At 69.2% G+C, this 25,006-nt stretch carries 28 protein-coding genes and 2 pseudogenes; 8 read left to right on the top strand and 22 right to left on the bottom strand.

What is annotated here, in order from left to right; genetic code table 11:
• Positions 1–59: 59 nt before the first annotated feature.
• From fliQ to DVW87_RS11945, 14 genes are all read right to left on the bottom strand, one after another.
• On the bottom strand, positions 60–329 hold the full coding sequence (fliQ, locus tag DVW87_RS12010; protein ID WP_114687975.1) for a flagellar biosynthesis protein FliQ: 270 nt from the start codon (positions 327–329) through the stop codon (positions 60–62).
• A 128-nt stretch (positions 330–457) separates the two neighbouring features.
• Entirely contained in the window at positions 458–1,231 is a 774-nt protein-coding gene (gene fliP, locus DVW87_RS12005) for a flagellar type III secretion system pore protein FliP (RefSeq protein ID WP_239017901.1), read from the bottom strand.
• An 86-nt stretch (positions 1,232–1,317) separates the two neighbouring features.
• Positions 1,318–1,575: a flagellar biosynthetic protein FliO gene (locus DVW87_RS12000; protein WP_114687973.1), complete on the bottom strand. Its 258-nt coding sequence runs from the start codon at positions 1,573–1,575 to the stop codon at positions 1,318–1,320.
• A 6-nt stretch (positions 1,576–1,581) separates the two neighbouring features.
• Positions 1,582–1,872 (bottom strand): flagellar motor switch protein FliN, encoded by a 291-nt coding sequence (gene fliN / locus DVW87_RS11995; protein WP_114687972.1) that lies wholly within the window; start codon positions 1,870–1,872, stop codon positions 1,582–1,584.
• Positions 1,869–2,813 carry a flagellar motor switch protein FliM gene (locus DVW87_RS11990; protein WP_114687971.1) on the bottom strand — a complete coding sequence of 315 codons (945 nt, stop codon included), beginning with the start codon at positions 2,811–2,813 and terminating at the stop codon, positions 1,869–1,871. The genes fliN and DVW87_RS11990 overlap by 4 nt, the downstream gene beginning before the upstream one ends.
• Positions 2,814–2,816: 3 nt before the next feature.
• Positions 2,817–3,113, bottom strand: coding sequence for a flagellar basal body-associated FliL family protein (locus DVW87_RS18625; RefSeq protein WP_420822343.1), 297 nt, complete (start codon positions 3,111–3,113; stop codon positions 2,817–2,819).
• Between the two features lie 328 nt (positions 3,114–3,441).
• Positions 3,442–5,796 (bottom strand): flagellar hook-length control protein FliK, encoded by a 2,355-nt coding sequence (locus DVW87_RS11980; RefSeq protein ID WP_114687969.1) that lies wholly within the window; start codon positions 5,794–5,796, stop codon positions 3,442–3,444.
• 34 nt (positions 5,797–5,830) lie between these two features.
• Complete coding sequence (locus DVW87_RS11975; protein WP_114687968.1) at positions 5,831–6,250, bottom strand: hypothetical protein; 420 nt, start codon at positions 6,248–6,250, stop codon at positions 5,831–5,833.
• Positions 6,243–7,583 (bottom strand): FliI/YscN family ATPase, encoded by a 1,341-nt coding sequence (locus DVW87_RS11970; RefSeq protein ID WP_420822337.1) that lies wholly within the window; start codon positions 7,581–7,583, stop codon positions 6,243–6,245. The genes DVW87_RS11975 and DVW87_RS11970 overlap by 8 nt, the downstream gene beginning before the upstream one ends.
• Positions 7,580–8,332, bottom strand: coding sequence for a FliH/SctL family protein (locus DVW87_RS11965; protein WP_114687967.1), 753 nt, complete (start codon positions 8,330–8,332; stop codon positions 7,580–7,582). Before DVW87_RS11965 ends, DVW87_RS11970 begins: the two co-directional genes overlap by 4 nt.
• On the bottom strand, positions 8,325–9,338 hold the full coding sequence (gene fliG, locus DVW87_RS11960; protein WP_114687966.1) for a flagellar motor switch protein FliG: 1,014 nt from the start codon (positions 9,336–9,338) through the stop codon (positions 8,325–8,327). Before fliG ends, DVW87_RS11965 begins: the two co-directional genes overlap by 8 nt.
• A 1-nt stretch (position 9,339) precedes the next feature.
• The gene (gene fliF / locus DVW87_RS11955; protein WP_114687965.1) at positions 9,340–11,079 is read right to left on the bottom strand and encodes a flagellar basal-body MS-ring/collar protein FliF; all 1,740 of its coding nucleotides are present in this window, start codon (positions 11,077–11,079) and stop codon (positions 9,340–9,342) included.
• 6 nt (positions 11,080–11,085) lie between these two features.
• Positions 11,086–11,457 (bottom strand): flagellar hook-basal body complex protein FliE, encoded by a 372-nt coding sequence (fliE, locus tag DVW87_RS11950; protein ID WP_114687964.1) that lies wholly within the window; start codon positions 11,455–11,457, stop codon positions 11,086–11,088.
• On the bottom strand, positions 11,454–12,728 hold the full coding sequence (locus DVW87_RS11945) for a sigma-54 interaction domain-containing protein (RefSeq protein WP_114687963.1): 1,275 nt from the start codon (positions 12,726–12,728) through the stop codon (positions 11,454–11,456). Before DVW87_RS11945 ends, fliE begins: the two co-directional genes overlap by 4 nt.
• 259 nt (positions 12,729–12,987) lie before the next feature.
• On the opposite strand from DVW87_RS11945, the pseudogene DVW87_RS11940 reads away from it, so the two are divergent.
• From DVW87_RS11940 to DVW87_RS11930, 4 genes and pseudogenes are all read left to right on the top strand, one after another.
• Positions 12,988–14,322 (top strand): annotated as a pseudogene (locus DVW87_RS11940) (flagellin N-terminal helical domain-containing protein); the annotation flags it as partial.
• A gap of 117 nt (positions 14,323–14,439) precedes the next feature.
• Positions 14,440–14,718: pseudogene (locus tag DVW87_RS18330) on the top strand (flagellin); the annotation flags it as partial.
• A 141-nt stretch (positions 14,719–14,859) separates the two neighbouring features.
• Positions 14,860–15,036, top strand: coding sequence for a DUF4169 family protein (locus tag DVW87_RS11935; RefSeq protein ID WP_114687961.1), 177 nt, complete (start codon positions 14,860–14,862; stop codon positions 15,034–15,036).
• Between the two features lie 64 nt (positions 15,037–15,100).
• Entirely contained in the window at positions 15,101–15,325 is a 225-nt protein-coding gene (locus DVW87_RS11930) for a hypothetical protein (RefSeq protein WP_114687960.1), read from the top strand.
• A 190-nt stretch (positions 15,326–15,515) separates the two neighbouring features.
• Here DVW87_RS11930 and DVW87_RS11925 read toward each other — a convergent pair whose 3' ends face one another.
• The 8 genes from DVW87_RS11925 to DVW87_RS11890 form a co-directional block, all read right to left on the bottom strand.
• On the bottom strand, positions 15,516–16,259 hold the full coding sequence (locus DVW87_RS11925; protein WP_114687959.1) for a sigma-70 family RNA polymerase sigma factor: 744 nt from the start codon (positions 16,257–16,259) through the stop codon (positions 15,516–15,518).
• Entirely contained in the window at positions 16,256–18,346 is a 2,091-nt protein-coding gene (flhA, locus tag DVW87_RS11920) for a flagellar biosynthesis protein FlhA (RefSeq protein ID WP_114687958.1), read from the bottom strand. Before flhA ends, DVW87_RS11925 begins: the two co-directional genes overlap by 4 nt.
• A 3-nt stretch (positions 18,347–18,349) precedes the next feature.
• A complete protein-coding gene (locus DVW87_RS11915) occupies positions 18,350–19,207 on the bottom strand; it encodes a lytic transglycosylase domain-containing protein (RefSeq protein WP_114687957.1) in 858 nt (285 codons plus the stop codon).
• Between the two features lie 168 nt (positions 19,208–19,375).
• The gene (locus DVW87_RS11910) at positions 19,376–19,687 is read right to left on the bottom strand and encodes a flagellar protein FlgN (RefSeq protein WP_114687956.1); all 312 of its coding nucleotides are present in this window, start codon (positions 19,685–19,687) and stop codon (positions 19,376–19,378) included.
• Complete coding sequence (gene flgM, locus DVW87_RS11905) at positions 19,674–19,979, bottom strand: flagellar biosynthesis anti-sigma factor FlgM (RefSeq protein WP_114687955.1); 306 nt, start codon at positions 19,977–19,979, stop codon at positions 19,674–19,676. Before flgM ends, DVW87_RS11910 begins: the two co-directional genes overlap by 14 nt.
• 72 nt (positions 19,980–20,051) lie before the next feature.
• Positions 20,052–20,576 carry a flagella basal body P-ring formation protein FlgA gene (locus DVW87_RS11900; protein ID WP_114687954.1) on the bottom strand — a complete coding sequence of 175 codons (525 nt, stop codon included), beginning with the start codon at positions 20,574–20,576 and terminating at the stop codon, positions 20,052–20,054.
• Positions 20,573–21,112: a flagellar motor protein MotB gene (locus tag DVW87_RS11895; protein WP_239017868.1), complete on the bottom strand. Its 540-nt coding sequence runs from the start codon at positions 21,110–21,112 to the stop codon at positions 20,573–20,575. The genes DVW87_RS11900 and DVW87_RS11895 overlap by 4 nt, the downstream gene beginning before the upstream one ends.
• On the bottom strand, positions 21,109–21,768 hold the full coding sequence (locus DVW87_RS11890; RefSeq protein ID WP_114687952.1) for a motility protein A: 660 nt from the start codon (positions 21,766–21,768) through the stop codon (positions 21,109–21,111). The genes DVW87_RS11895 and DVW87_RS11890 overlap by 4 nt, the downstream gene beginning before the upstream one ends.
• A gap of 386 nt (positions 21,769–22,154) precedes the next feature.
• Between DVW87_RS11890 and flgB the strand changes: the two genes are divergently transcribed.
• The 4 genes from flgB to DVW87_RS11870 are packed head-to-tail and all read left to right on the top strand — an operon-like array spanning position 22,155 to position 24,889.
• Complete coding sequence (flgB, locus tag DVW87_RS11885; RefSeq protein ID WP_114687951.1) at positions 22,155–22,502, top strand: flagellar basal body rod protein FlgB; 348 nt, start codon at positions 22,155–22,157, stop codon at positions 22,500–22,502.
• 2 nt (positions 22,503–22,504) lie between these two features.
• Entirely contained in the window at positions 22,505–22,912 is a 408-nt protein-coding gene (gene flgC / locus DVW87_RS11880; protein WP_114687950.1) for a flagellar basal body rod protein FlgC, read from the top strand.
• A gap of 3 nt (positions 22,913–22,915) precedes the next feature.
• The gene (locus DVW87_RS11875; protein WP_114687949.1) at positions 22,916–23,605 is read left to right on the top strand and encodes a flagellar hook assembly protein FlgD; all 690 of its coding nucleotides are present in this window, start codon (positions 22,916–22,918) and stop codon (positions 23,603–23,605) included.
• 24 nt (positions 23,606–23,629) lie between these two features.
• Positions 23,630–24,889: a flagellar hook protein FlgE gene (locus tag DVW87_RS11870; protein WP_114687948.1), complete on the top strand. Its 1,260-nt coding sequence runs from the start codon at positions 23,630–23,632 to the stop codon at positions 24,887–24,889.
• Positions 24,890–25,006: the final 117 nt, after the last annotated feature.

The raw sequence follows: 25,006 nt of genomic DNA, 5'->3' as shown, positions 1-25,006 counted from the left end.
CGGGGTCAGTCCCTCCTCAGGGCGAACAGGGCAGGCGGAGGAAAGGCAAGCCAAGTTGCTTACTTCACCAGATCCGGAATGCGCTCGAAGATCGATACCGTGAAGTCGCTGAGCAGGCCCAGGATGAGGCTGCCGAAGATCAGGATCGAAACGGCGACCACCACCAGCTTGGGGACGAACGACAGCGTCTGTTCGTTGATCGAGGTGGCGGCCTGGATCATGCCGGTGATGAGGCCCGCGACGAGCGCCGGCACCAGGATCGGGGCGGCGGCGAGCGCCAGCACCCACATCATCTGGTTGGCCACGGAGAGGAAATAATCGGCGTCCATGTGTCAGGCCCTGATCGTTCCCCGGCAAAGGCCGGGGTCCAGGTGGGAAGTCGGATGCGAGGCGCGGGCGCTCTCCAGGGGACGTCCCCCGATTGGCCCCCGGCCGTCGCCGGGGATCAGGGTGCCGCTCATGAAGCGAAACTGTTGGCAAGAGAGCCCATCGTCAGCGCCCAGCCATCGACCAGCACGAACAGCAGCAGCTTGAACGGCATGGAAATGATCGTCGGGCTCATCATCGCCATGCCGAGGCTCATCAGCACCGTCGCGACGACGAGATCGATGACGATGAAGGGCAGGAACACGAGAAAGCCGATCTGGAACGCGGTCTTCAGCTCGGAGGTGACGAAGGCGGGCAGCAGGACCGAGAACGGAATGTCCTTGGGGGAGGCATAGGGGCCGGACTTGGCGATGTTCGCGAACAGCGACAGGTCCTTGGTGCGCGTCTGCTTGACCATGAAGGCATGCAGCGGGTCGGCGCCGCGCTTGATCATGTCGGTCGCGCCGATCTGGCTGGCGGCATAAGGCTGGATGGCCACGGTGTTGATCTGGTTGATCGTCGGCGCCATCACGAAGAAGGACAGGAACAGCGACAGGCCGATCAGCACCTGATTCGGCGGCGTCTGCTGCAGGCCCAGCGCCTGGCGGACGATCGCCAGCACGATGATGATCCGCGTGAAGCTGGTCATCATCAGCAGGATGCCGGGCAGGATCGTCAGCAGGCCCATGATGATGAGGACCTGCAGCGACAAAGCGAGCGGAGCGTTGCCGCCGCCCAGATCCTTCAGCGCGCGATCCGCGGCGTCGCCCACGCCGGGCGCTGGCACCGCGGCGGGTGCAGCCTGCGCAAAAGCGGGGTGCGCGATCAACAGCGCGAAGAGGATGCCGGCGACGACCAGCAGCAGCTTGCCCCAGCCGAATGGCGGCTTGACGTCATCGTGGGCAAATAGCGGCGTGCCGCCTTCGCGCACCCGGCGGACCTTGACCGAGCTCACTTCGGGTCACTCTTGTCCAGCAGGGTGACGCCGCCGCGCCCGACCGAGACGAGCAGGTTGCGTCCCTCGAACTCCAGCACGGCCAGACGCAGGCCCGGCGAGATCATCATGGTTTCCTTCACCGCCATGGTGCGGTTGGCGGGCTTGCCCGGCATGCGGCTTTCCAGCCGGCGCCAGAGATACAGCGAGCCGATCATCAGGCCGCAGACCAGCGGCAGCAGCACGACGAGCTTCAGGATGTAGGTCCACATCATGGAGGATCAGGCCCGCTTGTCCGGGGACACCAGCTCGGTCATGCGCACACCGAAGCGGTCGCCCACGGTCACCACTTCGCCGCGGCCGATCAGGGTGCCGTTGACGAACACGTCGAGCAGCTCGTTGGCGGCGCGGTCGAGCTCGATCACGCTCGACTCGCCCAGCGCCAGCAGCTCGCGCAGCGTGAGCTGGGTGGAGCCGATCTCCACCGTCAGCTTCACGTCGACATCCTGCAGCAGCCGGAAATTGGCGGCGAGAGCAGAGTCGACCGGAAAGGCACCGGACATGTCGGTCATTGCAGTTCCTCAGGAAGGGTAAGGCTGTTCAGGCGGATGGCGGCCTGGCCGTTGGCGGCGCCAACGGTGCCGCGGCCGAGTTCGTGCGCGCCGACCATCACCGGCACTTCCGCGCCGAAGCTGATCGGGATCACGTCGCCGGGCTTCAGGTCCATCAGCATCGCCAGGCTGACGACCGGCTCGGCGAGGACGGAACGGACGGGAAACTTGACCGTCATCGCCGCGCGGGTGAGCTGGCCGCGCCAGGACGGATCGGTGGCGGCGGGCTTGCTGACGACCTTGCCGGTGAGCGAGGGCGCATGCGGCTTCAGCGCGGCGACCGGATAGAGGATGTCCAGAAACACCGGCTTGGCGGTACCCGCGGCGATGCCGAAGCGGGTGACCACGGTGGCGTCCTCGCCGTCGAAGTCGCCGAGCATGGAGGGGTTCGCCTCCACGCGGCCGGGCACGAAGCGCATCCGCGCGAGCGGCTCCCACGCCTGGCCCAGCGGGGCGGCGATCAGCGCGCCCAGCTTCTCGACCAGCGCCTCGCCGGCCGGCGTGAACTCGGCCGGCAGCGTGGCGGGCACCGCGCCCGTGCCGCCGAAGAACAGGTCCAGGATCTCGTACACGAAGCGGCCGTCCAGCACGCAGAGGCCGTGTTCGCCGTGCGGCGCATCGGCGATCAGCAGCGGCAGCCAGGCGGTCAGTCCTTCGGGCCGTTCGGCGCGGTAATCGGCAAAGCGCTGAACCACCAGCGGCTCGGCCCAGGTCCGCACTTCCCGACGCAGCAGCGGCTCGAACACGCCGCGAACCTGCCGCGCGAGACGCGCCGACAGGTGCTGCAGCGAGTGCAGGTCGCCGAACGGATTCAGGTTCGCCGCGCCCAGCGACACGCTTTCCGCGTGTCTCCGGGGCCGCTCCCTGCGCTCGTTCGCGGTTGGTGAAGGCTCGTTAACCACGCCTCACTGAACAACGAAATTGGTAAAGTAGACGTTACTAATTCCCCCAAAACCCTCTTTTTGCTTCAGCGTGGCGTTGATTGCGGTGGTTAACCGCTTCTGCAGCTGCTCCTTGCCGTTGGAGGAGAACACCTGCTCCTCCGTGGTGTCGCCGAGCGCCAGGAGGACCGCGGAGCGGACCGCGATCTCGTTGGTCTTCAGGTTTTCGATCACCGAATCGTCATAGGGCGTGGAAACGGCGAGCCCGACCTGGACGAAATGCACGCTGTCCTGGAGGTTGGAGGTGAACTCCTTCTCCATCGCGTAATAGTTGGACGCATATTTGTCGCCGCCCGAGCCCGGCGGAGGCGTCCAGTCGCTGCCCGAGCCGCCGCCCTCGCCATGCCCTTCGCCGCCTTCGCCCGCCGCGGCGCGCTTCTGCTCGCTCTTGGGGACGAGCTTGGGGCCATATTCCTCGGCCTCGGCATGGTGGCCGCCGCCAAGGCCGCCCATCGCGAACACGGCGCCGGCCGCGCTGCCGGCGACGAGCACCAGGGCGCCCACGCCGATCAGAACGAACTTCATCGCGCCGCCCTTCTTCTTGGGCGCTTCTTCCTTTGCGTCACTCATGGATGCAGTCCTTCAAGCTTTACGCGACACGCGCGTCGGAGGTTTCGGTGGGGTCTTCGGCCGCCTTCGCGCGGGGCGGGGCGGCGGGAACGGGGGGCGCGGGCCGCTGCGGCGCAGGCTGGCCCTGCTGCTGCGGGTTGGCGGCGGCGCCATTGTCGATGGTGGTGCCGGCAAGCCGCATTCCGCGCGCCTCGGCGATCTCGGCGAGACGGGGCTGGGCTTCGGACAGGAGCTGCGCCGCCTGCGCGGTGTCGGTGCGCAGGTGAACGTGCACCGCGTCGCCCTCGCGGCGAACGGCGATCTCCATGCCGCCGAGCATATCGGGGGATAAACGGATGCGCGTGTCGGACGCATTGGCGAGATCGCGCAACTGCTCGATCCGGTCGACCACCTTGTGGAGGCCGGCATCGCCGCGCGGATCGACCGCCGGCTCGCCGAGGTGGAGCGGAGCGGTGGCGGTGGGCTCCGCCGTCGGCAGAACCGAAGGCGCTGCAACGGTGGCGGTGGCGCCAGGCAGGTCGGCTTGCCCCTGCGCACGATCGGCACGCGCGGCATGAAGCGCCGCCGCGAACACGATCCCTGCGGGGCGAGGCGCGTCGCCGGCGGGCGGAGCGGCGGGGAGCGCCAGGGGTACAAGGGTTGAGGCATCGGCCTTCGCCTGCTCTGCACGCTTCGCCGGCGCTGCGGGCGCTGACGCGGGCATCGGTGTCCCGTCAGGCAATGTCGCGGGCGGCAGTGCATCCCCGGCCGGCGATCCCGACCGCGGCGCTGGTGTCGCTGCCGGCATCACCGGTGCAGGGATTGCAACGCCGCCGCCGGTCCGTTCCGCATACGGGGTCGGCCCGTTCGCGACCGTCGCGGGCGTGATAGCGGCCAGGCCGGCGTCCTGCGCGCGCATCGGCGCTGGAGTGTCGCGGTCGGCCGACTGCGTCGGAACCGTGCTGGCCGGGGTTGAACTCAACCGGGCAAGCGGGATGCCTTCCTCTCGCGCCGGCGGCAGCGTGACGGAGGGAGAGTCGGCCGGCGAGAAGGCGACGTCCGCGGAGGCCGGAGGGATCGGACGCGAGGTAGAGAATGGCGTTGCGGAAACGCGGGCGGTGCCCTTTGCCGGTGCTGTGGGCTGCGGCTCCGCCACCATCGGCTCTGCCGGCGCGGCGATCGGGGAGGGGCCGGACGCCGAGGGCGCAGCTGCGGGAAGCGGGGAGCCGGCGATCGTCTTCAGGGGCGCGTCGCTCGACGCGGGCACGGCCCCGGTGCCGTCCGGAACTTCCGACCCCGTAGCTCGAAGCGGGCGGGCGGGCGCCAGAGACCGAGGCGCAGAGTGCGCCTGCGCCCCAGCCAGGGTCGCAACCGCGGCGGCCGGAGCCGATCGACGCGCAACATTCGGCGCCTGGTCGGAATGGGCAGTGCGTGTCGGTTCAGGGGCAGGCGAGTCGGTCGCTGCGAACTGTTCCGCGAACGGCGGCTGGACGGAACCGGGATCGGGCACGGGCACGCTGGCGAGCGCCGCTTCGGGCGTCGGCTTGTGCTCGCCGGTGGCGGTTCGATGTTCGGCGCGCGCGGCCGGCGCTTCGGCGGAGGTTTCGTCCTTCGCTGCCGGCAGCGCGGAAGCAGCCCGGGCGAAGTCGGCGCCGGAATGTGCCCGCTGGCGAGAAACGGCGGGGTGGAGCCGCTGGCCAGCGGCAGGTTCGGTCGGAACGGCGAGGGGCGGCTCGGCTCCCACGTCGAGAGGAAATGCGACGCCGGAGGCCGGCGCGGACCTCGTGCCGGGCGCGGCGGCTGGCGCGCCGGACGCAGGGACCACATCCACTGCCCCAAGGGAGGGCGGCACGCTCGGGCTTGCGGCGGGTGCCGCCGTCCGGGCGGTCGCCAGGGGAGGCGGAAATTGATTGTCGGTGATGCCGGCGCTGGCCATGTCCACCCGTGCCGCCGGTGCGATCGGCGGGCCAGGCAGGGCGGTATCCTCTCGCATCGCGGTGGCGCATGCGAGCGTCACCGGCGTCGGCGCTGCTGCGCTCGCCGCTTCGCGGTTCGGCACCCGCTCGCCGCGTATCGCAGGAGCAAGGACGGCGGCCGACCGGGCCGCTCCGCTGGGAGCAAGCGGCGGGGTGGCCGCAATTGCCGGCGGTGTGCTGTCGGGAGTTGCGGGCAAAGCGGCAGGAAGGAACGGCAGGGATTTGCCGCTGGCGGCAGGTGCTTGCCGGGCAGGCTCGCCGGCCGGTGCCGCAAACGGCATCACCGAAGCGAGCGGCGTGGCGCCCGTGCCGGCGGTCGAGAGCGCGAGCGAGAACTCGCCCGCCACCGCGAGGGTCGGTGTGGCGGGGGCCGTCTTGCGCGCGGCGGCGTTGGGCAGGATGGACGTCAACTCGATCATGGTTCCCCCTGGGCGCAAGGCGCCCTCCGGGCATTCAGCAAGGATCGTGCCGGATCTTGCGGGTGGGTGGCGCGTCCTCAAGCTTGCGCATCTCGGCGAGCACCGCGTCCTTCTCGGCGCGGGAGAGAAGCTTCTCGATCGCGGTCTGGTCGCGCTTTGCCTCGCGGGTGGCGGCGGAGGCGCGAACCATGCCCGCTTCCGCCTGGCGCACGCGGTTGTCGGCGGCGACGGCGGATTGGTGGAGGCGCTGGCGGAAGTGCGCGGCGGCGATCAGCGACAGGCCGTCCGCGCGGGCATCCGGCACCGGCGAGACGTTGGCGGCCAGCGCGGCGATACGATCGCGCAGCGCCTGTTCGCTGGAGTGCTGCGCATTGGCGCGCGCTTCCTCGGCTTGGGCGAGGCCGAGTTGCAGCGTGCGGACGCGCAGGATGCGGTCGAGCTGCTTCTTATCCACCGAACACGCCGGTCAGCTCGGCAACGGAGTCGGCAAGCGAGACGCGCTCGTCGGGCGCCTGCTTCACGAACTCCATGATCGCCGGGTGGCAGGCCATGGCGGCGTCGATCGCGGGATCGGCCCCGGCGCGATAGGCGCCCATCAGCACGAGATCGCGGTTTTCCTCATAGGTGGCGAGATGCCGCCGCAGCGTCTGCGCGGCACGGGCGTGCTCCTTGGGCACGATGTCGCTCATCACGCGGCTGACCGAGGGGCCGACATCGATCGCGGGATAGACGCCGCGCTCGGCCAGATGGCGGTTCAGCACGATATGGCCGTCCAGGATCGAGCGCGCGCTGTCGACCACGGGGTCGTTGCCGTCGTCGCCGTCCGCCAGCACGGTGTAGATCGCGGTGATCGAGCCGCCGGTGTTCACGTCCACGCCGGCACGCTCGATGATATTGGGCAGCATGGCGATGGCCGATGGCGGATAGCCGCGCGCCGATGCCGGCTCGCCGAGCGCCAGCCCGATCTCGCGCCCGGCATGCGCGACGCGGGTGAGCGAGTCCATGATGAGCAGCACCTTCTTGCCTTCGTTGCGAAAGGCCTCGGCAATGGCGGTCGCCCGCAGCGCGCCGCGGATGCGCAGCACGGGGGAATGATTGGCCGGGACCGCAACAATGACGGAGCGTTTCCGCGCCTCGCCCGCCACCTTGGTTTCGAGAAAGTCGGCAACTTCGCGCGACCGCTCGCCGATCAGGCCGATCACGATCACGTCGGCTTCGGCGGCACGCACGATCATGCCGAGCAGCACCGACTTGCCGACGCCCGAGCCCGCCATGATGCCGATGCGCTGCCCCTGGCCGACCGTGAGCAGGCCGTTGATCGCGCGCACGCCGGTGTCGAGCGGCTCCAGCACGCGCCCGCGATCGAGGGGGGACTGGAGCTTGCCGGCGAGCGGCCAGTGCCCGGCGCCGCGGATCGGCCCCAGTCCGTCGATCGGCTTGCCCGCGCCATCGACCACGCGGCCGAGCATCGCCGCGCCGACCTCCGCCTCGCCGGGCGCGCCGACCGGACGGACGGGGGCGTCGGGCAGCAGCGGAGCAGGGCCGCCCAGGTTCATCAGGATGGTACGGCCGCTGCGGAAGCCGATCACCTCGGCCTCGACGCTACCGTTGACGGCGCCCACCCGGCAGACGGTGCCCACCGGCAGCGACAGGCCGACCGCTTCCATCAGCAGGCCGTCAAAGGAGGACAGCCGGCCGGAAATCTTCGGCCTGGGCGCGAAGTCCAGGCTTTCGAGCGCACCGAGATAGCTGTCGGCGAAGTCGGTCATCATGGAAGCTGCCTTCATCGCGGCATTGCTTGCGGCAGCGCCACGCGGTCGATCGCGTGGGCGAGCTGTTCCAGCCACATGTCCGGACCGTCCTCGACGATGGTGGAGGCGGACTCCAGCACGAAGCTGCCGCGCGCGACATGCGGGTCGCCGGCGGCGAACAGCGTCGCGGGCAGCTTGCCCTCGAGCAGCGCGACATCGTCCGGGTGGACCCGGAGCAGGGCGGATTCGGCATGGTCGGCGAGCAGCTCGGTCGCGGCGTCGATGCGGCCGGCCAGGAGGTCGCCCGATACGCCGACTTCGCCGACCAGGCGGGTGACGAGGTAGAGCACCGTCTGGCGCAGGCCCTTGGCCAGTCCCTCGCGATCAATCCGCGCATCGGTGCCGAGTGCCTTGGCGAGGCCGTCGAGCAGCGCGCGGTCGCGGGCGTGTTCGGCATCCACCGCCGCACGATCGGCGAGCGCGGCGGCGACGCCCTCGGCGAAACCCTCCGCACGAGCAGTGGCGATCGGATCGGTGAACTCGGTCGCGCGCTCCGGATCGGTGGGGTTCCACCCCTCCACCGGATCGGCCTCGCGATCGGCGGGAGCGAAATGCTTCGGCCCCACCGGCTGCGGCGCAAAGGAAACCGGACCGCTCGGCCGAGCACCGGCACGGATGCGCACATCGGCCGCCGCAAATCCTTCGGTCGGGAGCGCGAACGCCTGGGTGAGCGCCTGCGCCGCGGCATCGGCGCGCGCGGAGAAGCCGGCAACGAAATCAGACATAATCGTCTTCGCCGCCGCCCATCATGATGGTGCCGTCCTTGGCCAGGCCGCGCGCGATCTGGATGACCACCTTCTGCGCGTCCAGCACCTCGCTGAGCTTCATCGGCCCGCGGCTTTCCATCTCGTCGCGGATGCCGTCTGCGGCGCGGGCGGACATGCAGCCGAGGAAGCGGTTGCGCGCCGCCTCGTCCACGCCCTTCAGCGCCCGCACCAGGATGTCGCCGTCGATGTTGCGGATCAGCGTGCCCAGGTTCTTGTCGTCGAGCTCCAGCAGGTTCTCGAAGACGAACATCGCTTCCTCGATCTGCCTGGCCACATCGCGGTCGATCTTGAACAGCTTGGGCATCACGCGCTGCTCGGTGGACTTGCGCGCGGCCGACAGGATCTTGGCCGCGTCGCGCGTGCCGCCCAGCGTCATGCCCTGCGCAGGCCCGCGACCGGAGCCGGCGCGCTTGGCCAGCACGGAGCGGAGCAGGTCCATCGCGTCGGGGGTGATCGGGCCCAGGCGGGCGATGCGGTGGAGGATCTCCGGCTGCGTGCCCTCCGGCAGCAGTTCCAGCACCTGCGCCGCGACCGCGGGGTCGAGATTGACGATCAGCACCGCGGCGATCTGCGGATGCTCTTTCTCGATCATCGCGGCGATGTCGGTCGCGTCCAGCCAGTCGAGCAGCTCGATCTGGCAGGCGTCCTCGGCCGGCACGATGCGCGACAGCACGCTGTCCGCCTTGTCCTGGCCGAGCGCGCGGGTCATCACCGCCTCGACCTTCGGCTTGGGGTCGAACGACACGCCGGTGCGCTCGCGGGCGCGGTCGGTGAAATCGTCGAGCACTTCGGCGACTTCATTCTCGGACACGTCGGCGACCTTGAACATCGCCGCGCCGAGCTGTCGCACCTCCTCGGGATCGAGCTTCTGGAGGATGGCCGCGGCCTCCTCCTCGCCGACCAGCATCATCAGCACCGCGGCGCGTTCCACGCCGGTATAGGAGCGCGCGGGGGCGGCGGCCATTTCAGCGGCCCTCCGCGATCATGTCGCGCACGGCGAGCGCGGCGCGGGCGGGATTGTCGCGGGTGAAGCCGCGGACCATGCCGACCCGGTCGTCGAAGTTGCGCGCCTCGACCAGCTGGTCGATCGAGACCGGCGGGCCATCGACGGGGCCAACCACCGTTCCATCGTTGTCGAGCACCACGCCGTTCTCGTCGGTCGCAGCCCCGCCCATCGGCGCGCCGAGCGCAGGCGCCCTGGGCGTCGCGTCGTCCCGCTTCTTCAGCAGCGCCTTGGCGAGCGGCCGCACGCCGAGCAGGAGGACGAGCAGGGCGATGACGATCGCGGTCAGGTTGCGGGCGAGCATCGGCACCCACGCATTGTCGTACCAGGCGGCCTTGGCGCCGTCGTCCGAGGCGCCGGCGAACTTGCGGCTGATAACGGTCACATTGTCGTTGCGGTTCTGGTCGAAGCCGACCGCGGCGCGGACGAGGTTGGTGATCTGCGTGATCTCGGCCTGGCTGCGTGGGCGGGCACCTTCCGGATCGCGCAGCAGCACGGCGACCGACAGGCGCTTCACCGAGCCCGGCGCGACGCGGCTGACCGACACTTCCTTGCCGAGATCGTAGGAGCGGGCGTACTGGTCGGACTGCTTCATCGCGTCCGTCACGGCACCGGCGACCGCACCGGCAGCGGCCTGGGGCGAGCCGGGCGCGGGAGCCGCGCCGGGGGCCGGCGCCGGCTGCGGCGTGGGCGCGGTCACCGTAGCGGCGGGCGGCGGGGTGTTGCTGAGCGCGCCGGGGATGCCGCCGGGCTGCTGTCCCGCGCCGTCCCGGGTCCACTGGCCCTGCTCGGCACGCAGCGCACCCTGCTTGTCGTAGGTTTCCTTGGTCGCCTGCGTCTCGTTGAGGTCGATATCGGCCTGGATCTCGGCGGAGAAGTTGCCCGCCCCGACGAGTGGGGTGAGGAGCTGGTTCAGCTGCTCGCGATACTTGTCCTCCATCTGGCGCTGCAGGCGCAGGCGCTCGTCATTGCCGTCCGCACCCTTGTCGCCGTCGCCCTTGGTGAGCAGGCCGCCCATCTGGTCGACGATGGTGACGGCATCGGGCTTCATCCCCGGCACCGAGGAGGCGACGAGGTTGCGGATGGAAGCGACCTGCGCGTCGGAGAGCGCGCGGCCGGGCTGGAGCTTGACGATGACACTGGCCGAGGGCGCGGCATTGTCGCGCACGAACACGGAGGCCTCCGGCGTGGCGAGATGGACGCGCGCCTCCGCCACGGTGTCGATCTCCTCGATCGAGCGGGCGAGTTCGCTCTCGCGCGCCTGGCGCAGGCGCTCGCCTTCCACCGCGCGGGAAACGCCCATCGGCAGCTGGTCGAGGATCGCGTAGCCGGCGGGCGTCGCCTTGGGCAGGCCCTGGCTGGCGAGCAGCATGCGGGCCTTGGAATAATCCTCGTCGTTGACGGTGAGCGCGCCGGTGCCATTGTCGATGTGCGACGTGATCCCGGCCGCGGTCAGCGCCTGGGTGACGCTCGCCTTGTCGGCGTCCGCCAGTTCGGCGAACAGGGTCTTCTGCGGCGGTGTCGAAAACGCCATCCACGCAAGCGCCGCGGCGGCGACGAGGCCGACGAGCATGACCATGGGCAGCGCGCGGCGAACCGCCGGCTGCGCGAACACGGCCTGGATCTGGCGCAGGGGATTGGCGAACTTCTCCGGCAATTGCGGGAGAGCGGGCGGCGTGGTGGGCGTGAGAGCGTTCGACATGGCGCGTTACACCGGCATGCTCATGATGTCCTTGTAGGCGGACAACAGTTTGTTGCGGACTTGCAGCGTGGCCTCGAACCCTACCGAGGCTTCCTGGCGAGCGAGCATCACCTTGGCGATGTCGATCGTTTCGCCGCGTTCGTAGCTTTCCGACAGGGCGCCGGCCTTGGTCTGCTGCGCGTTGACGCCTTGCAGCGCCTGTTCGAGGCTGGCGGCGAAGCTGGTCGGCTGGGCCTGACCCGTGCCTTGCGGCGCGGAAACGGGGGCGGGATTCGCGGAGGCGCGGGACAGCGCCTCGTTCCGCTCCAGGATCTGCTGGCGCATCTGGAGGATGCGGTCGATCCCCATGCCGCCGCCACCAACTGCGGAAACGCTCATGCCTGAGCCATCCGGTTCTGCGCCGCCCGGGTGATGTCCTCACCCTGTTCGCGCGCCTTGGCGAGGCGATAGCGGAGCGTGCGCTCGGAGATGCCGAGGCGGCGCGCGGTCTCGATGCGGCTGCCGCCACACTCCGCCAGCGTCTCGCGGATCGCCTGGAACTCGTGGATCTGGACGATGTTGCCGAGCGTGGCCTTGGCAACCGGCTGGTCGTTCGCGGGCACCGGCTGGGCGGGGCGATCAAAGACGATATCCTCGGCCTCGATCGTGTCGCCCGCGGCGAACAGGAGCGCGCGCTGGATCACGTTCTCCAGCTCGCGCACATTGCCCGGCCAGTCATGGCGCAGGAGCTTGTCGAGCGCACCCGCCGTCGGCCACGGCACGCTCGTGCGGTTGCCGGCATGGCGCAGGATCATGGTCGCGGCGAGCGCGGGGATGTCCTCGCGCCGCTCGGCGAGCGGCCTGGTGGCGAGCGGAAAGACCGACAGGCGGTAATAAAGGTCGGCGCGGAACCGGCCGGCGGCGACTTCGGCCTGAAGGTCGCGGTTGGCGCAGGCGATCACCCGGACGTCGACCGACACGGGAGTGGAGGCGCCGATCGGGATCACCTCGCGCTCCTGCAGCGCGCGCAGCAGCTTGGCCTGGAGATTGAGCGGCATTTCCGCGATCTCGTCCAGCAGCAAGGTGCCGCCGTGCGCGGCGCGGAAGAAGCCTTCGCCGCCCGACGAGGCGCCGGTGAACGCGCCCTTCTGGTGGCCGAAGAGCAGCGCCTCCAGCATCGTCTCGGGCAGGGCGGCGCAGTTGATGGCGACAAACGGCTTGTCGGCGCGGGCGGAATTCATGTGAATGGCGCGGGCGAGCACTTCCTTGCCGGTGCCGGTCGGCCCGTTGATGAGCACGGTGATGTCCGACCGGGCGACCCGCTCGGCCAGCGCGAACAGAGCGAGGCTCTCCGGGTCCGCGGCGGTGGGCAGGTCGGGCCCGCCGACCAGGGCGCGGACGAAGCCGTTGCCGACCGCCGCATCCGCCGCGCCGAAGGCGACGCGGGCAGGGGCGCCGTCACGGAACGGGGCAAGGGTGCGGCCCTCGCTGCCGAGCAGCACGGTGCGCGCCGGCGCGGTGGCGAGTTCCCCCTCGGCGAGAAGATGGATGTCGCCGGCGGCGGCGCGAGCCTCCGCCCGGTCGCGGACCTGAAACCCCTGCGCACGCAGCGAGGAGACCAGCGCATAGTGGCGGCTGAGCACTTCGGCAGACGGAACGATCGAACGCATGAAACCCCCCTGGTGTGGGAGCCTGATGCGCGGGAGTTGGTAAACGACCCGTTAAACACGTTGCCGGTCGGCAAGATATTTCCGCCTGCGTCGCGCGCGTGCTCCTTTTGCCCGCATCGCGCGCGCGAGGAATGCACCGGGGCGGGGCGCAAAAAGCCGCTAAAGCTCCGGGCCGTCCGGCCGTTACCTGCCCTGACGGCTCTGCTCTTTCGCTGATGGGGGGCGGCGGATCGTCGGATCCTTTACGGAGATCGGACACATGACTGTTATCAACACCAACGTCTCGGCGCTGAAGGCGGCGACTGCGTCGAGCAGCGCCTCCAAGTCGCTGTCGACCGCCATGGAGCGCCTGTCGACCGGCAAGCGCATCAACTCGGCCAAGGACGACGCCGCCGGCCTCGCCATCGCCAGCCGCATGTCCAGCCAGGTGAAGTCCATGGCCGTTGCCGTGCGCAACGCCAATGACGGCATCTCGCTGACGCAGACCGCGGAAGGCGCGCTGGGCGAAGTCACCAACATGCTGAGCCGCATGAAGGAACTGGCGACGCAGTCGGCCAACGGCACGCTGGGCGCCTCCGAGCGCAAGGCGCTGCAGGCGGAAACGGACCAGCTGCTGGGTCAGATCAACGAGATCTCGAAGAACACCAACTTCAACGGCGTGAACCTGCTCGACGGCTCCACCAAGTCGCTGACGCTGCAGACCGGCACCAATGCCGGCGAAACCGTGAAGCTCAACATGTCCAGCATGTCGACGGCGTCGCTGGGCCTGAGCTCCGGCGGTGCAGCGGGTCAGCTGACTACCGGCCGCGTTGATCTGTCCGGGGGCATCACGGCCGGCCAGGTGCAGTTCAATGGCGTCAGCGCCGTAGGCAGCAACGTCACTGCCACCACTGACGACGCTGCCAAGGTGCTCGCCGATGCGATCAACGCCAACAGCGACAAGACGGGCGTGACCGCCAAGGCGTCCAACAACGTGACCACCGGCAAGATCACCGCCGAAACCTTCACTGCCGGTTCGGTGACGGTGAACGGAACGAGCATCGGCGGGGCGAGCTCGGTCGACGAATTGGTCGCCAACATCAACCGCAACAGCGACACGCTGGGCGTCACCGCCACGCTGAACGACGACAAGACCATCACGTTCTCGAACAGCACCGGTGCGGACATCTCGGTAACCGGCTTGACCGGTGCGCCAGTTGGCGCGCAGCAGGGCTTTGTCTCGCTGATGCGTGCGGACGGCAAGAACATCGAGGTCGGCGTGACCGATTTCACGCCGGACGATGGCGACGCCGATACCGCCGCCGCGACCGGGGTTGACGACGTGGATCGTGCGGCCGTGAAGAAGTTCGGCCTGAACATGAGCGATGGTTCGACCTTCTCGGGCACGACCGTGACGGCCGCCGATGCGATCACCGCAGGCAACCTGAAGATCAACGGCGTGACCATCGGGGCAACCACCGGCAAGGGAACCGACGGAACCACCGATCTGACCACCGGCAAGCTGACCGCGGATCAGATGGCTGAGGCGATCAACAAGCTTTCGGACGAAACCAAGGTGAGCGCCACGGTCGATGCCGCTGGTCGCATCACGCTGGCTTCCACCGACGGCTCGCCCGTGCGCCTCGAAGGCACCGATGTCTCCAAGCTGGGCCTTGCCACGCAGGGCGGCACGGCGAACATGGAACAGGGCCTGGACATCACGTCGCAGTCCTCGGCCTCGGCCGCGCTGTCGAAGATCGACGCCGCGCTGGACAAGATCTCGTCGGCCCGCGGTGACCTGGGTGCCATCCAGAACCGCCTGGAAGTGACGGTCAACAACCTGACCACCACCTCCACCAACCTGGACGAGGCGCGCAGCCGCATCGAGGACGCCGACTTCTCGGCCGAGACGACCGCGCTCGCCAAGGCGCAGATCCTGAGCCAGGCATCCACCGCGATGCTCGCCCAGGCGAACCAGACCTCGCAGGGCGTGCTGAAGCTGCTTCAGTAATCCCTCGCGGCTACGTGTAGCCGGTCACGGCACCGCCCCCCATCGAGGTGTCGGGGCCGGACACAAAGGAAGCCCCGGTGGTCGAAAGACCGCCGGGGTTTTCGCTTGTCGAGGCAGGGGTTCGGCGCGCAGGGTGCGGCCATGGCCGAGATCGTCAACCTTCGCCAGGCAAGGAAGCGGCGTGCCCGCACCGAGGCTGCTGCCACCGCCGACGCCAATCGGATCGCCCATGGCCGCAGCAAGGCCGAGCGACAGCGCGCCGAGGCGGCGCGGGAGCGGGCCGACGCCCTGCTGGACGGGGCGAAGCGCGAGGATTGACGGGCCGGGCGGTGCAACGCCGGCCGTGTCACGATCGTTGATGCCCTAGTAGAGGAGAGCGCTCATGCGCGACAACAGCGGGCAGGGCGACGCGAGCACCAACACCGGCGATCCCACGCTGAAGGACAATGAAGGCCGCGGCGGCACCGGCAACCGGCCGGGCGACCAGATCGAGGGCGCCAGCTTCGACATCGGCCAGGACAAGGGCGAGAAGCTGTCGCCGAGCGGCCGCGGCCGCGGCGAGACGACGGCGGGCCAGGGCGAGGCCCCGGTGGACCTGGACGAATGAGGCCGTGCTGCAAGGCGGGCTGACAGGCTTGCTGGCGCACGATCCCGGTTCATCAGCGCCGGACGTGTTTCCGCATCGGCGCCGCCGCACGGTCAGAACCGGATGCGGAACGGTGGAGCCCGGCACCGGGCCGGAGTAAGCTACGACTGGGTCCGCTACGCGCGCTGTCCGGACAGCGCCGGTCGTCGCCTCAACGAACCGCGGCCAGTGCCTTCTTCAGCTTCGCATGGGCGGCGGACTTGATCTGCGAAACGCGTGCCTGGCCGACGCCGAGCACCTGGCCGATTTCCTCGAGGTTGAGCTCCTCGACATAATAAAGCTGCACCACCAGCGCCTCGCGCTCGGGCAGGGCGGCGATCGCGCCGGTCAGGGCGGCACGCAGGTCCCCCTCGGCGAGCTGCTCGAACGCGTCCGGCTCCTCGCTGGCATACCATGGCAGGCTGTCCGAATAGACGTCGTCGATCGCCTCGAAGCGCACCGGCTCGGCCGTGGCATAGTCGCTGCGCAGTTTGTCGAGGGTCACGCCCAGTTTCTCCGCGATCGCCCGGTCGTCGGGCGGGGTTCCGGTGAGTGCGGCCAGGCCGGCGACCGCTTCGGTGTAGAGCTTGCGCCGGCGCATCGCGCCGCGGGTGATCGTCGCCTGCTTGCGCAAGGCGTCGATCATCGATCCGCGCACGCGGGTGGCGAGATAGTGTTCGAACGGCACCTGCCCGCGGTCCTCGAAGCCGTCGGCGGCCTCCAGCAGGGCGACCAGCCCGATCTGCACGAGGTCCTCGACCTCGATCGCATTCGCCATGCTGCCATGGACGTGCCAGGCGATGCGGCGGACGAGCGGCAGGTGCTTCCTCGCCAGCGCGTCGCGGCTCGGCTTTGCGCCGGTGCGGCCGTAGGTGAGCGCGGCGGCGAACGCCTGCGGGTTCGGCTGCGCGGTCATGCGGCGAGCGCCTGGGGCGCGCCGATCACGGCGACGACCTCCACCGCCTTTTCCTCGGGCACTTCGAAGAAGCTCATGACGGGCACGTCGGGCAGGCAGGTGCGCACCAGCTTGCGGATGGCGAGGCGGATGGCAGGCTGCACGACGAGCGCGAAGGGCTTGGCTTCGTTCACCAGCGGCTGCGCGGCCTGGGTCAGCGCATCGACGATGCGGCGGCCGAGATCGGGCTCGATCGCGTGGCGGCGCGAGGGGTCGGAGCGGACCGCCTGGCCGAGCAGGCCCTCCAGTCCGCCTTCCAGCGTCATCACCCGCAGCGGCTCGCGCACGCCGCACAGCTTCTGGATGATGAGGCCGCCGAGCTCGGGGCGGATCAGCTCGATGATCTCCTCGGCATCGGCCGAGCGCTGCGCGGCGACGGCGACCGCTGCGGCGATGCGGCGGAACTCCTTGAGCGGGATGTTCTCGGCGAGCAGGCCCTTTAGCACCTGGGTCAGCGTGGTCAGCGGCAGCGGTTGCGGCGAGAGCGAGGCGACGAGCTGCGGCGAGCGTTCCTTCAGGCCGTCGAGCAGCGCCTGCACCTCGTCCGCGCCGAGCAGTTCGGAGGCATGGCTGCCGAGCTGGTGGTTGAGGTGCGTCGCCATCACCGTGCCGGGATCGACCACCAGATAGCCCATGCCGGTCGCCTCGTCGGCATCGCCCGGCGCGATCCAGGTGGCGGGCAGGCCGAACGTGGGGTCCTGCGCCGTCTTGCCGCGCAACGCCCCGAAGCCCTGACCGGTATCTAGCGCCAGCATCTCGTCGGGCGACACCTGATCCTCGCCGACGATCACGCCGTTGACGAGGATGCGGTAGGTATAGGGCGCGAGATTGATGTCGTCGCGCACGCGCACCTGCGGCAGGACGAAGCCGAGATCCTTGGAGAGCTGGCGCCGCACGCCGGTGATCCGGCCCATCAGCGGCGCGCCGCGGCGTTCGTCCACCAGCGGCACCAGGCCATAGCCGATATCGAGGTTGATCTGCATGCCTTCGCCGACTTCGTCCCAGCCGATGCGCGAAGGATCGACGGGCTCGGCGGGCGCGGCTTCCTCGACCACGACCGGGCGGCGCGCGTTCTGGCGCAGCTTCCAGGCGGTGAAGCCGGCAACCGCGGCGGCGGGCAGGATCACGAGGTGCGGCATGCCGGGCAGCACGCCCATCAGGCCGAGGATGCCGGCAACCGGCGTCCAGGTGCGCGCCGAGCCGAACTGCGTGCCGATCTGGCCGGCGAGGTCCTGGCTGGAGGCGACGCGGGTGACGATCGCGGCGGCGGCGATGGAGAGCATCAGCGACGGGATCTGCGCGACGAGGGCGTCGCCGATCGCCAGCAGCACATAGGTATGCGCGGCATCGCCGATCGTGAGGCCATGGCTGACCGGACCCAGGATCAGGCCGCCGATGATGTTGGCGGCCAGGATCAGCAGGCCGGCGATCGCGTCGCCCTTCACGAACTTGGACGAACCGTCCATCGAGCCGTAGAAGTCGGCCTCGGTGGAGACCTCGATACGGCGCGCCTTGGCTTCATCGGGCGTGATGAGCCCGGCGTTGAGATCGGCGTCGATCGCCATCTGCTTGCCGGGCAGGGCGTCGAGGGTGAAGCGGGCGGACACTTCGGACACGCGGCCGGCGCCCTTGGTCACCACGATCATGTTGATGATGACGAGGATCGCGAACACGAACAGGCCGACGACATAGTCGCCGCCGATCAGGAAGGTGCCGAACGCCTCGATCACATGGCCTGCGGCGCTTTCGCCCTCATGGCCGTGGCCGAGCACCACGCGGGTGGAGGCGACGTTCAGGCCGAGGCGGAACAGGGTGGCGAACAGCAGCACCGTTGGAAAGGCGGAGAAGTCGAGCGGCTTCTGCGCGTTCAGGGCCACCATCAGCACGGCCAGGCTGATCGCGATGTTCATCACGAAGAAGATGTCGAGCAATGCCGTGGGGATCGGCACCGTCATCAGCACCACCAGCAGCAAGGTGGCGGTCGGCAAGGCGGCGGACTTGATCCAGCCGTTTTTCGCAGGCGCGGCGGGGAGGGCGGCAGCGGCCATGGCTTAGCCTCCCATTCCGGCGAGCATCATATAGGCGAGGCGCGCGGTGTCGGGCGTGGGCTTCAGCGGGTTGATCGCGGTGCCGGCCGTGCCGTTCACCCGTTGCAGCATCGCCTGCGCCCAGCTGGACGCGGTGTCGCTGCTTTCGCCATTGCCGGTGACCACGGTGCCGCCGTCGATGTCGAACGCCTGCGTCAATTGTTGGCGGATCGCGTCCACGCCGCTCGCCTGGCCGGAGGCGACACCCGCCCCGGCATCGAGCTTGTTGCCGAAGCGCTCGTAGATTTCGGACAGGGTGCGGGGTTGTCCCCCTGCACCGAAGAAGACGTTGCGGTTGGCGCGAGCGGCGGCGGGGAACAGGCTGGCGCCGGTGCGGTCCGGATTGGCGGCCATGTTCTTGAGGAAACTGCGCGCGCCGCCCAGGCCCAGGAAATGCGCCATGTACAGGTCGGTGCCGGTCGCCTCGCGGCCGAGACTGCCCTCCAGCGCGGCCTTGTTGTCGCCGGCATGTTCGGCGGCCATCAGGCTGGCGGCCTGCGGATCGTTGCGAAGATTGAGGATCGCGCGGCGGGTCGCCGGATCGCTGACCGACATGTGCCCGCCACGACCCTGGTGGATGCTGTCGGCGGCCCAGCCGAGGCCGTGCTCGGCGCCATGCTGCTTGACGACCTTGAGCCAGCTCTGTTCGACGAACTGGTAAAGGCCGCTTGCCGACGATGTGCCGGCCCGCGCGGTGCTGTTCAGCCCGCTCTCGATCTGCGCCTGGCCGAGCAGATAGCTGAAATCGACACCGGTGCGCTGGCTCGCCAGAGCGATGGCCGACTGCACCTGTGCCTTGTTGGAAACTGCGGAAACCGACATGCCTGTCCCGAATGTGCTCGTGTTCGAGCGTCATTCAGCAAGAGGCGTGCCAGTTTGGGATGACTTGTGTCGTCCCCGCGCAGGCGGGGATCCAGACAAACGGGAAGCGCGAGAGCAAGAGACGGCAGCGACTCTGGATTCCTGCCTTCGCGGGAATGACGGGCCTGTTTACGCCACCGCGTAGCCGCCGCGGCCGTAGGACTGGCCGGTGATGCCGGCAAGATTCTGCAGGCGGCGGCGGACGTTTGCCGCCATCAGGTTCACGTAGATGCGGCAGGTTTCGTTCAGCCGGTTCGCCTCGTCGGCCAGCGCGCGCAGATCGGGCTCGGCGGGTTCGTCGCCGAAGCTGGCGATGCGCTCGATGCCGGCGAGCTTCGCCCGGGTCGCCTGCTCCAGCGCGCTGACATCGTTCGCCTTCAGCGCGGCGATCTCCGCATGCAGCGTCTCGATTACGGCGATCAGGGCATCACGCCTGTTCATTCGGGGTCATCCAGTCGATCTTCAGGGCGATCATCGCATCCGCGATCTTGGCGGGGAGGATGGGAAAGGTGCCGTTGGCGATCGCGCGCTTGATCTCCGCGACGCGATCGGTGTTGACCGGCGGCCTAGCGGCCGCAGCGGACGCCTGTGCTGCCACCGTGCTGGCCGCGGCTGCGCTGCCCGTGTCCGCCGGGCTCGCCGTGACGCGGGGCGCCGGCAGCGGAGCATCGACGCGCGACACGGTTGTGCGGTCTGCAGTCAGGACAGGCTTGGTTCCGAGCGGTTCCACCATGTTGCACCCTTGGGCTCTATCGCCACTATGGGGTTTAAACGGCAGCTCTGGCCAAAGCTTTAGCGGAAAAAGTTACCAGCCGGGCAAGGTCGCGCGTCCGCTTTCCACCGCCACCGCCTGCACCGGGGCCTTGGCCGCATCCACGCGCACCAGAAAGCGCGCGCCCGGTGCGGCATCCGCCATGGCGACCCCTTCGCGGGTGATGGAGAAGCTGGCCGCGCCCGCTTCGATGGTGACGGGATCGCCGCGGCGGATCACCGGCTCCGCGCGAACCGGCGCCGCGGCGGCCAAGGCGGGCCGGACGGCGGGCGGCGGCGTGGCGCTGCGCACCGGCACGAACACGCGCCATTGCGGGCCGGTGCAGCTGACCACCACCGCGTCATGCGCGTCGTTGCGCCACGCAAGCGCCAGCGTGGGGCAGGCGGCGAGCTTCAGCCGCGCGTCCACCGTGCTGCGGGCGCCGCCCTCCTCGCCGATCCCGTGGCCGGTAAAGGCGGCAACCGCACGATCGAGCGCGACGGTGTTCTGGTAGCTGCCCGCGGCAAGCGCCGGGGTGCCGGCGGCGAGCAGGAGCGGAAGGGCAGGAAGGCGGATCATGGGTGGCCTCGTTCGGGAACGCCGGCATAGCCGAGCGACAGGGACACGCGGCGGCCCTGCGGCCGGCCGCTGGTGCGGACAAGAAGGCGGTGCGACGGCACGGCCACGGCCAAGGCGACGGCGATGGCGCGCGCCCGGTCGGCGGCAAGCACCGCGGCGCTGCGGGTAAGAGGGTCGACATCGGAAGGGCTGCCGTCGGTCGAGCCGGTCACGGTGAGCAGCACGCGCGGATCGCGCAACGCGGCCTCGGCCCAGGCGACCAGACCATCGGGGCGCGAAGGGAGGGCGGCGCTGCCGGGCGCGAAGTTGAGCATGGCGGCGATGCCCAGCGGCATCGGCTCGCGGGTGGCCGGGGCCGGCGCCGAGACGCCGAACCCGGCCCGCAGGCCACGGGCGAGCGCCTGACGGTCGAGCTGGCGCGACTGGATCAGCACAAAGAAGCCGACCAGCAGCAGGGCAAGATCGGCCAGGGTTATGAGCCAGAGCGGCCGGGCGGGTGCCTCGTCGAAACGGGCCATGTCCATGCGGCCGCTCACGCCGCGAGTTCCGGGCGGGCACGGGGCCGCTCGCGCGCGGCGAGCGACAGGAGCGGGCTCTCGATCCGGCCACGCTCGAACGCTTCCACGCGGGCGCGGCGGCGCAGGCGCGCGGCAAGGGGGGCGAACAGCAGGTTGGCGAGAACGGCACCGTACAAGGTCGCGAGGAGCGCCACCGCCATCGCGCCGCCGATCGCCGCGGGATCGGTCATCGCGGTGAACATGGCGACCAGGCCGACCAGCGTGCCGATCATCCCCATGGCCGGTGCCGCTTCCGCGGCGCCCGACCAGACCTCGACGGCGGCAAGCTGACGCTCGGCACGGGCATCGCGCGCGTGGGAAAGGAGGGCGGCCACTTCGTCCGGCCCGTTTCCGTCGACAATGGCGGCGATCGCCGCGGCGAGGTCGGGATCGGCGATGACGTTGCGGTCGAGCGCGACCACGCCGTGCCGGCGGGCGATGCGGGCGAAGGCGGCGATCTGCTCGATCAGCGGATCGGCGGTGAACGGCGCCGCGGCAAGGCTGCGCAGAGCAACCAGAGCGCGGCCGATATCGGCGAGGCGGTTGCGCAGCAGCGTGGCCGCCACCGTGCCGCCAAGCACGATCGCGCCGGCCGTGGGGTCGAGCAAGGGTCCGAGAAGAGCGGGCAGGGTCATCGTGCGGGCAGGTGTGCAAGGGCCGGGCCAAGTGCGCGGCGTGCGCTGCGTCCGTCTCGGTGGCGTGGTCTGGCGACAAAGGAGTTCGTCACCCCGGCCTTGTGCCGGGGTCCACCGTTCCGAGCATCATGGACGCTGCGTGTGCCGGCGGTGGATGCCGGAACAAGTCCGGCATGACGATTTTGGGAGGGGGCTAAAGGTTCGCGCTCGGCAGCCGTTATCCCTCCTGGCGGCAACCCGCACCGGCAACATGCCCGGCAAGCCTTGCCGGCAGACCGGCAAATCCTTGCCGCTCCTCCGCTTCTCCCCCGTCGAACGCCCGCTACGGCCAAATTGGCACGGGCCTTGCTGTACCTTCCGCATGACCATGTGCGGAGATCGCCCCGGTGCCTGACAACAGCCTTTTCGGCGTCCATGCCGCCGCGCTCGAAGTGCGTTCGCAGCGCATGGGGCTGCTGGCGTCCAACATCGCCAACGCCTCCACGCCCGGCTTCAAGGCCAGGGACCTGGATTTCGGCAAGGCGCTCGCTTCGGTCGAGCAGATGGGGACCGGCGCGAACCTCGGAAGCGCGACCATGTACCGCAATCCGTTCCAGCCCTCGCTCGACGGCAACACGGTGGAGCTCGCCAGCGAGCAGACCGCCTTTGCCGAGAACGCGGTGCAGTATCAGACGACCCTGTCGTTCCTGAACGGCCGCATCGGGCAGATCACCCGCGCGCTGAAGGGAGAATAGCCATGGGCTCCCCGCTCTCCATCTTCCAGGTCTCCGGCCGCGCGATGTCCGCGCAGCTGGTGCGGATGAACACCACCGCCTCCAACCTGGCCAACGCCAACGCGATCACCTCCGACGCGTCCACCGCCTATCGCACGATGAAGCCGGTATTCCGCACGCAGTATGACAACGCGACGGGGCTGGCGACGGTGAACGTGGAGAAGATCGTCACCGCCGGCGAGGAGCCGTCGAAGCTCTACGACCCGTCCAACCCGCTCGCCGACAAGGACGGCAACGTTTGGACCGCCGCCGTGGACGAGAGCCGCGAGCTGGTCGACATGATGGAGACCGCGCGCTCCTACCAGAACAACGTGGAGGTGATGCAGACCGCCAAGTCGCTGATCCTCGATACCCTCAAGATGGGCCGATAAGCGATGAGCAGCACCACCTTCAACGACACGCTGTCCAATCTCGGCATCAAGACGCCGGCGACGAGCGGCACCAAGTCCAACCCCAATCTGGGCAAGACCACCCTCGACCAGTCGGACTTCCTGAAGCTGATGACGGCGCAGCTGAACAACCAGGATCCGTTCGAACCCGTCGACAACACGCAGATGGTCGCGCAGATGGCGCAGTTCTCGCAGGTCGCCGGCATCAGCTCGATGGATTCGACGCTGCAGGCGATCGCCGCCAAGCTGAACGCGACGACGGCCTCCGACGCGCTTTCCTATGTCGGCCGAACCGTGCTGACGCCCGGCACCACCGCCTATCCGCGCACCGCCGGCGGCATTGCCGGGGCGGTGGAGCTCGACGGCGCCGCCACCAGCGTGAAGGTGTCGATCACCGATGCCAACGGCTCGGTGCTGAAGTCGCTGGACCTGGGCGCGCAATCTGCCGGCACCGTCAATTACGACTGGGACGGCAAGACCGACGCCGGCACCGCGGCCGGCGACGGGCCGTACAAGGTTTCGATCGTCGCGCAGAAGGACGGCGCCGCCGTTACCAGCCGCAGCCTCGTCTGGGCACCCGTCGAATCCGTTTCCGCGCCCGCTTCGGGCAGCCCCGTTCTCTCCGTGACCGGCCTGGGCTCGGTCAACATCTCCGACGTCCGCCAGATCGGCTGAACCCTCTCCACAGGAGCAACATCCATGTCCTTCTACACCTCGCTTTCCGGTCTTCAGGTCGCGCAGACCGACATGTCGGCGATCAGCCACAACCTGGCGAACGTCTCGACCAACGGCTTCAAGAAGAGCCGCTCGGAGTTCGCCGACGTGATGGCCTCCACCTTCACCTCCGATCCGCGCCGCCTCACCGGCTCGGGCGCGGTGCTGAAGGAGAATGTGCAGCAGTTCGGCGAGGGCTCGCTGACGACGACCTCCTCGGCGCTGGACCTCGCGGTGTCGGGCGACGGCTTCTTTGCGGTGAAGTCCGCGGGCAACAACGGCACCACCGCCTATACCCGCAACGGCAGCTTCGTGGTGAACGCCGATCGCTACATCGTGGACTCGCAAGGGTCCTACCTGCAGGCGTTCCCGGTGGACGCCAGCGGCAACATCACCGCGACCGGCGCCGACGGCCTGGTGGACGTGCAGATCCCGGAGACCAGCGGAATGCCGGTCGCCACGACCAAGGTGGAGCTGGGCGTGAACCTGGCGACCAGCGCGTCCACGCCGATCGTCTCGTTCAATCGCGCCAACGCGTCGAGCTACAACAACGCCACCTCCACGACGATCTATGACACCAGCGGCAACGCGATGACGATGACGAACTATTACGTTCGCAACTCGGCGGCGGATGCCGGCGGTGCGACCGCGTGGAAGGTCTATTCCTTCGTGGGAGACCAGCAGCTGACCAACGGCGGCGCGAGTGCGATCGACATGACTTTCGATGCGGACGGCAAGATCCTCACCCCCGCGGCCGCGACCGCATTCGACGCGTTCACGCCGGCGGCGACCGGTGTCGCGCAGACGATCACCATGGATTACACCACCTCGCAATCGAAGACCTCGACCTTCTCCGTGCAGAGCCGCACGCAGAACGGCCAGTCGATCGGCCAGCTCTCGGGTCTGGCGGTGGACGAGCAGGGGCTGATCACCGCGAGCTATTCCAACGGCGAGACGCAGAAGCTGGGCAAGGTGGCGCTGGCCAACTTCACCACGCCGACCGGCCTGCGCCAGCAGGGCAACAGCTATTGGGCCTCGACCGGCATCGCCGGCGCGCCGAAATACGGCACCGCCAGCGAGAACGGCTATGGCGCGCTGATGAGCGGCACGATCGAGGGATCAAACGTCGACATCACCGAGGAACTGGTCAACCTGATCGCGGCGCAGCGCAACTTCCAGGCGAACGCCAAGGCGCTGGATACGCAAAGCCAGATCTCGCAGACCATCTTCAACATCCGCAGCTAAGGCTGGCGGGCAAATGACACCCTGACCCGCCCCGTTCGTGCTGAGGAGGTGCTGAGCCGAAGGCGAAGCGCCGTTTCGAAGCACATGCCCTTAGAGACGAGGCTTCGACAAGCTCAG

The organism is Sphingomonas aracearum (assembly GCF_003345355.1).
In the GTDB taxonomy this organism is placed as follows: domain Bacteria; phylum Pseudomonadota; class Alphaproteobacteria; order Sphingomonadales; family Sphingomonadaceae; genus Sphingomonas; species Sphingomonas aracearum.
Note: the sequence above shows the minus strand (reverse complement) of the source record. Positions and strands in the feature narration are given on the sequence as shown.

What these genes read in the sequence shown, in the direction of transcription:
- fliQ (WP_114687975.1), bottom strand. Translation starts at nt 329, where the DNA reads ATGGACGCCGATTATTTCCTCTCCGTGGCCAACCAGATGATGTGGGTG.
- DVW87_RS12000 (WP_114687973.1), bottom strand. Translation starts at nt 1,575, where the DNA reads ATGATGTGGACCTACATCCTGAAGCTCGTCGTGCTGCTGCCGCTGGTC.
- fliN (WP_114687972.1), bottom strand. Translation starts at nt 1,872, where the DNA reads ATGACCGACATGTCCGGTGCCTTTCCGGTCGACTCTGCTCTCGCCGCC.
- DVW87_RS18625 (WP_420822343.1), bottom strand. Translation starts at nt 3,113, where the DNA reads ATGGAGAAGGAGTTCACCTCCAACCTCCAGGACAGCGTGCATTTCGTC.
- DVW87_RS11980 (WP_114687969.1), bottom strand. Translation starts at nt 5,796, where the DNA reads ATGATCGAGTTGACGTCCATCCTGCCCAACGCCGCCGCGCGCAAGACG.
- DVW87_RS11970 (WP_420822337.1), bottom strand. Translation starts at nt 7,583, where the DNA reads ATGAAGGCAGCTTCCATGATGACCGACTTCGCCGACAGCTATCTCGGT.
- DVW87_RS11965 (WP_114687967.1), bottom strand. Translation starts at nt 8,332, where the DNA reads ATGTCTGATTTCGTTGCCGGCTTCTCCGCGCGCGCCGATGCCGCGGCG.
- fliG (WP_114687966.1), bottom strand. Translation starts at nt 9,338, where the DNA reads ATGGCCGCCGCCCCCGCGCGCTCCTATACCGGCGTGGAACGCGCCGCG.
- fliF (WP_114687965.1), bottom strand. Translation starts at nt 11,079, where the DNA reads ATGTCGAACGCTCTCACGCCCACCACGCCGCCCGCTCTCCCGCAATTG.
- fliE (WP_114687964.1), bottom strand. Translation starts at nt 11,457, where the DNA reads ATGAGCGTTTCCGCAGTTGGTGGCGGCGGCATGGGGATCGACCGCATC.
- DVW87_RS11945 (WP_114687963.1), bottom strand. Translation starts at nt 12,728, where the DNA reads ATGCGTTCGATCGTTCCGTCTGCCGAAGTGCTCAGCCGCCACTATGCG.
- DVW87_RS11935 (WP_114687961.1), top strand. Translation starts at nt 14,860, where the DNA reads ATGGCCGAGATCGTCAACCTTCGCCAGGCAAGGAAGCGGCGTGCCCGC.
- DVW87_RS11930 (WP_114687960.1), top strand. Translation starts at nt 15,101, where the DNA reads ATGCGCGACAACAGCGGGCAGGGCGACGCGAGCACCAACACCGGCGAT.
- DVW87_RS11925 (WP_114687959.1), bottom strand. Translation starts at nt 16,259, where the DNA reads ATGACCGCGCAGCCGAACCCGCAGGCGTTCGCCGCCGCGCTCACCTAC.
- flhA (WP_114687958.1), bottom strand. Translation starts at nt 18,346, where the DNA reads ATGGCCGCTGCCGCCCTCCCCGCCGCGCCTGCGAAAAACGGCTGGATC.
- DVW87_RS11915 (WP_114687957.1), bottom strand. Translation starts at nt 19,207, where the DNA reads ATGTCGGTTTCCGCAGTTTCCAACAAGGCACAGGTGCAGTCGGCCATC.
- DVW87_RS11910 (WP_114687956.1), bottom strand. Translation starts at nt 19,687, where the DNA reads ATGAACAGGCGTGATGCCCTGATCGCCGTAATCGAGACGCTGCATGCG.
- flgM (WP_114687955.1), bottom strand. Translation starts at nt 19,979, where the DNA reads ATGGTGGAACCGCTCGGAACCAAGCCTGTCCTGACTGCAGACCGCACA.
- DVW87_RS11900 (WP_114687954.1), bottom strand. Translation starts at nt 20,576, where the DNA reads ATGATCCGCCTTCCTGCCCTTCCGCTCCTGCTCGCCGCCGGCACCCCG.
- DVW87_RS11890 (WP_114687952.1), bottom strand. Translation starts at nt 21,768, where the DNA reads ATGACCCTGCCCGCTCTTCTCGGACCCTTGCTCGACCCCACGGCCGGC.
- flgC (WP_114687950.1), top strand. Translation starts at nt 22,505, where the DNA reads ATGGGCTCCCCGCTCTCCATCTTCCAGGTCTCCGGCCGCGCGATGTCC.
- DVW87_RS11875 (WP_114687949.1), top strand. Translation starts at nt 22,916, where the DNA reads ATGAGCAGCACCACCTTCAACGACACGCTGTCCAATCTCGGCATCAAG.
- DVW87_RS11870 (WP_114687948.1), top strand. Translation starts at nt 23,630, where the DNA reads ATGTCCTTCTACACCTCGCTTTCCGGTCTTCAGGTCGCGCAGACCGAC.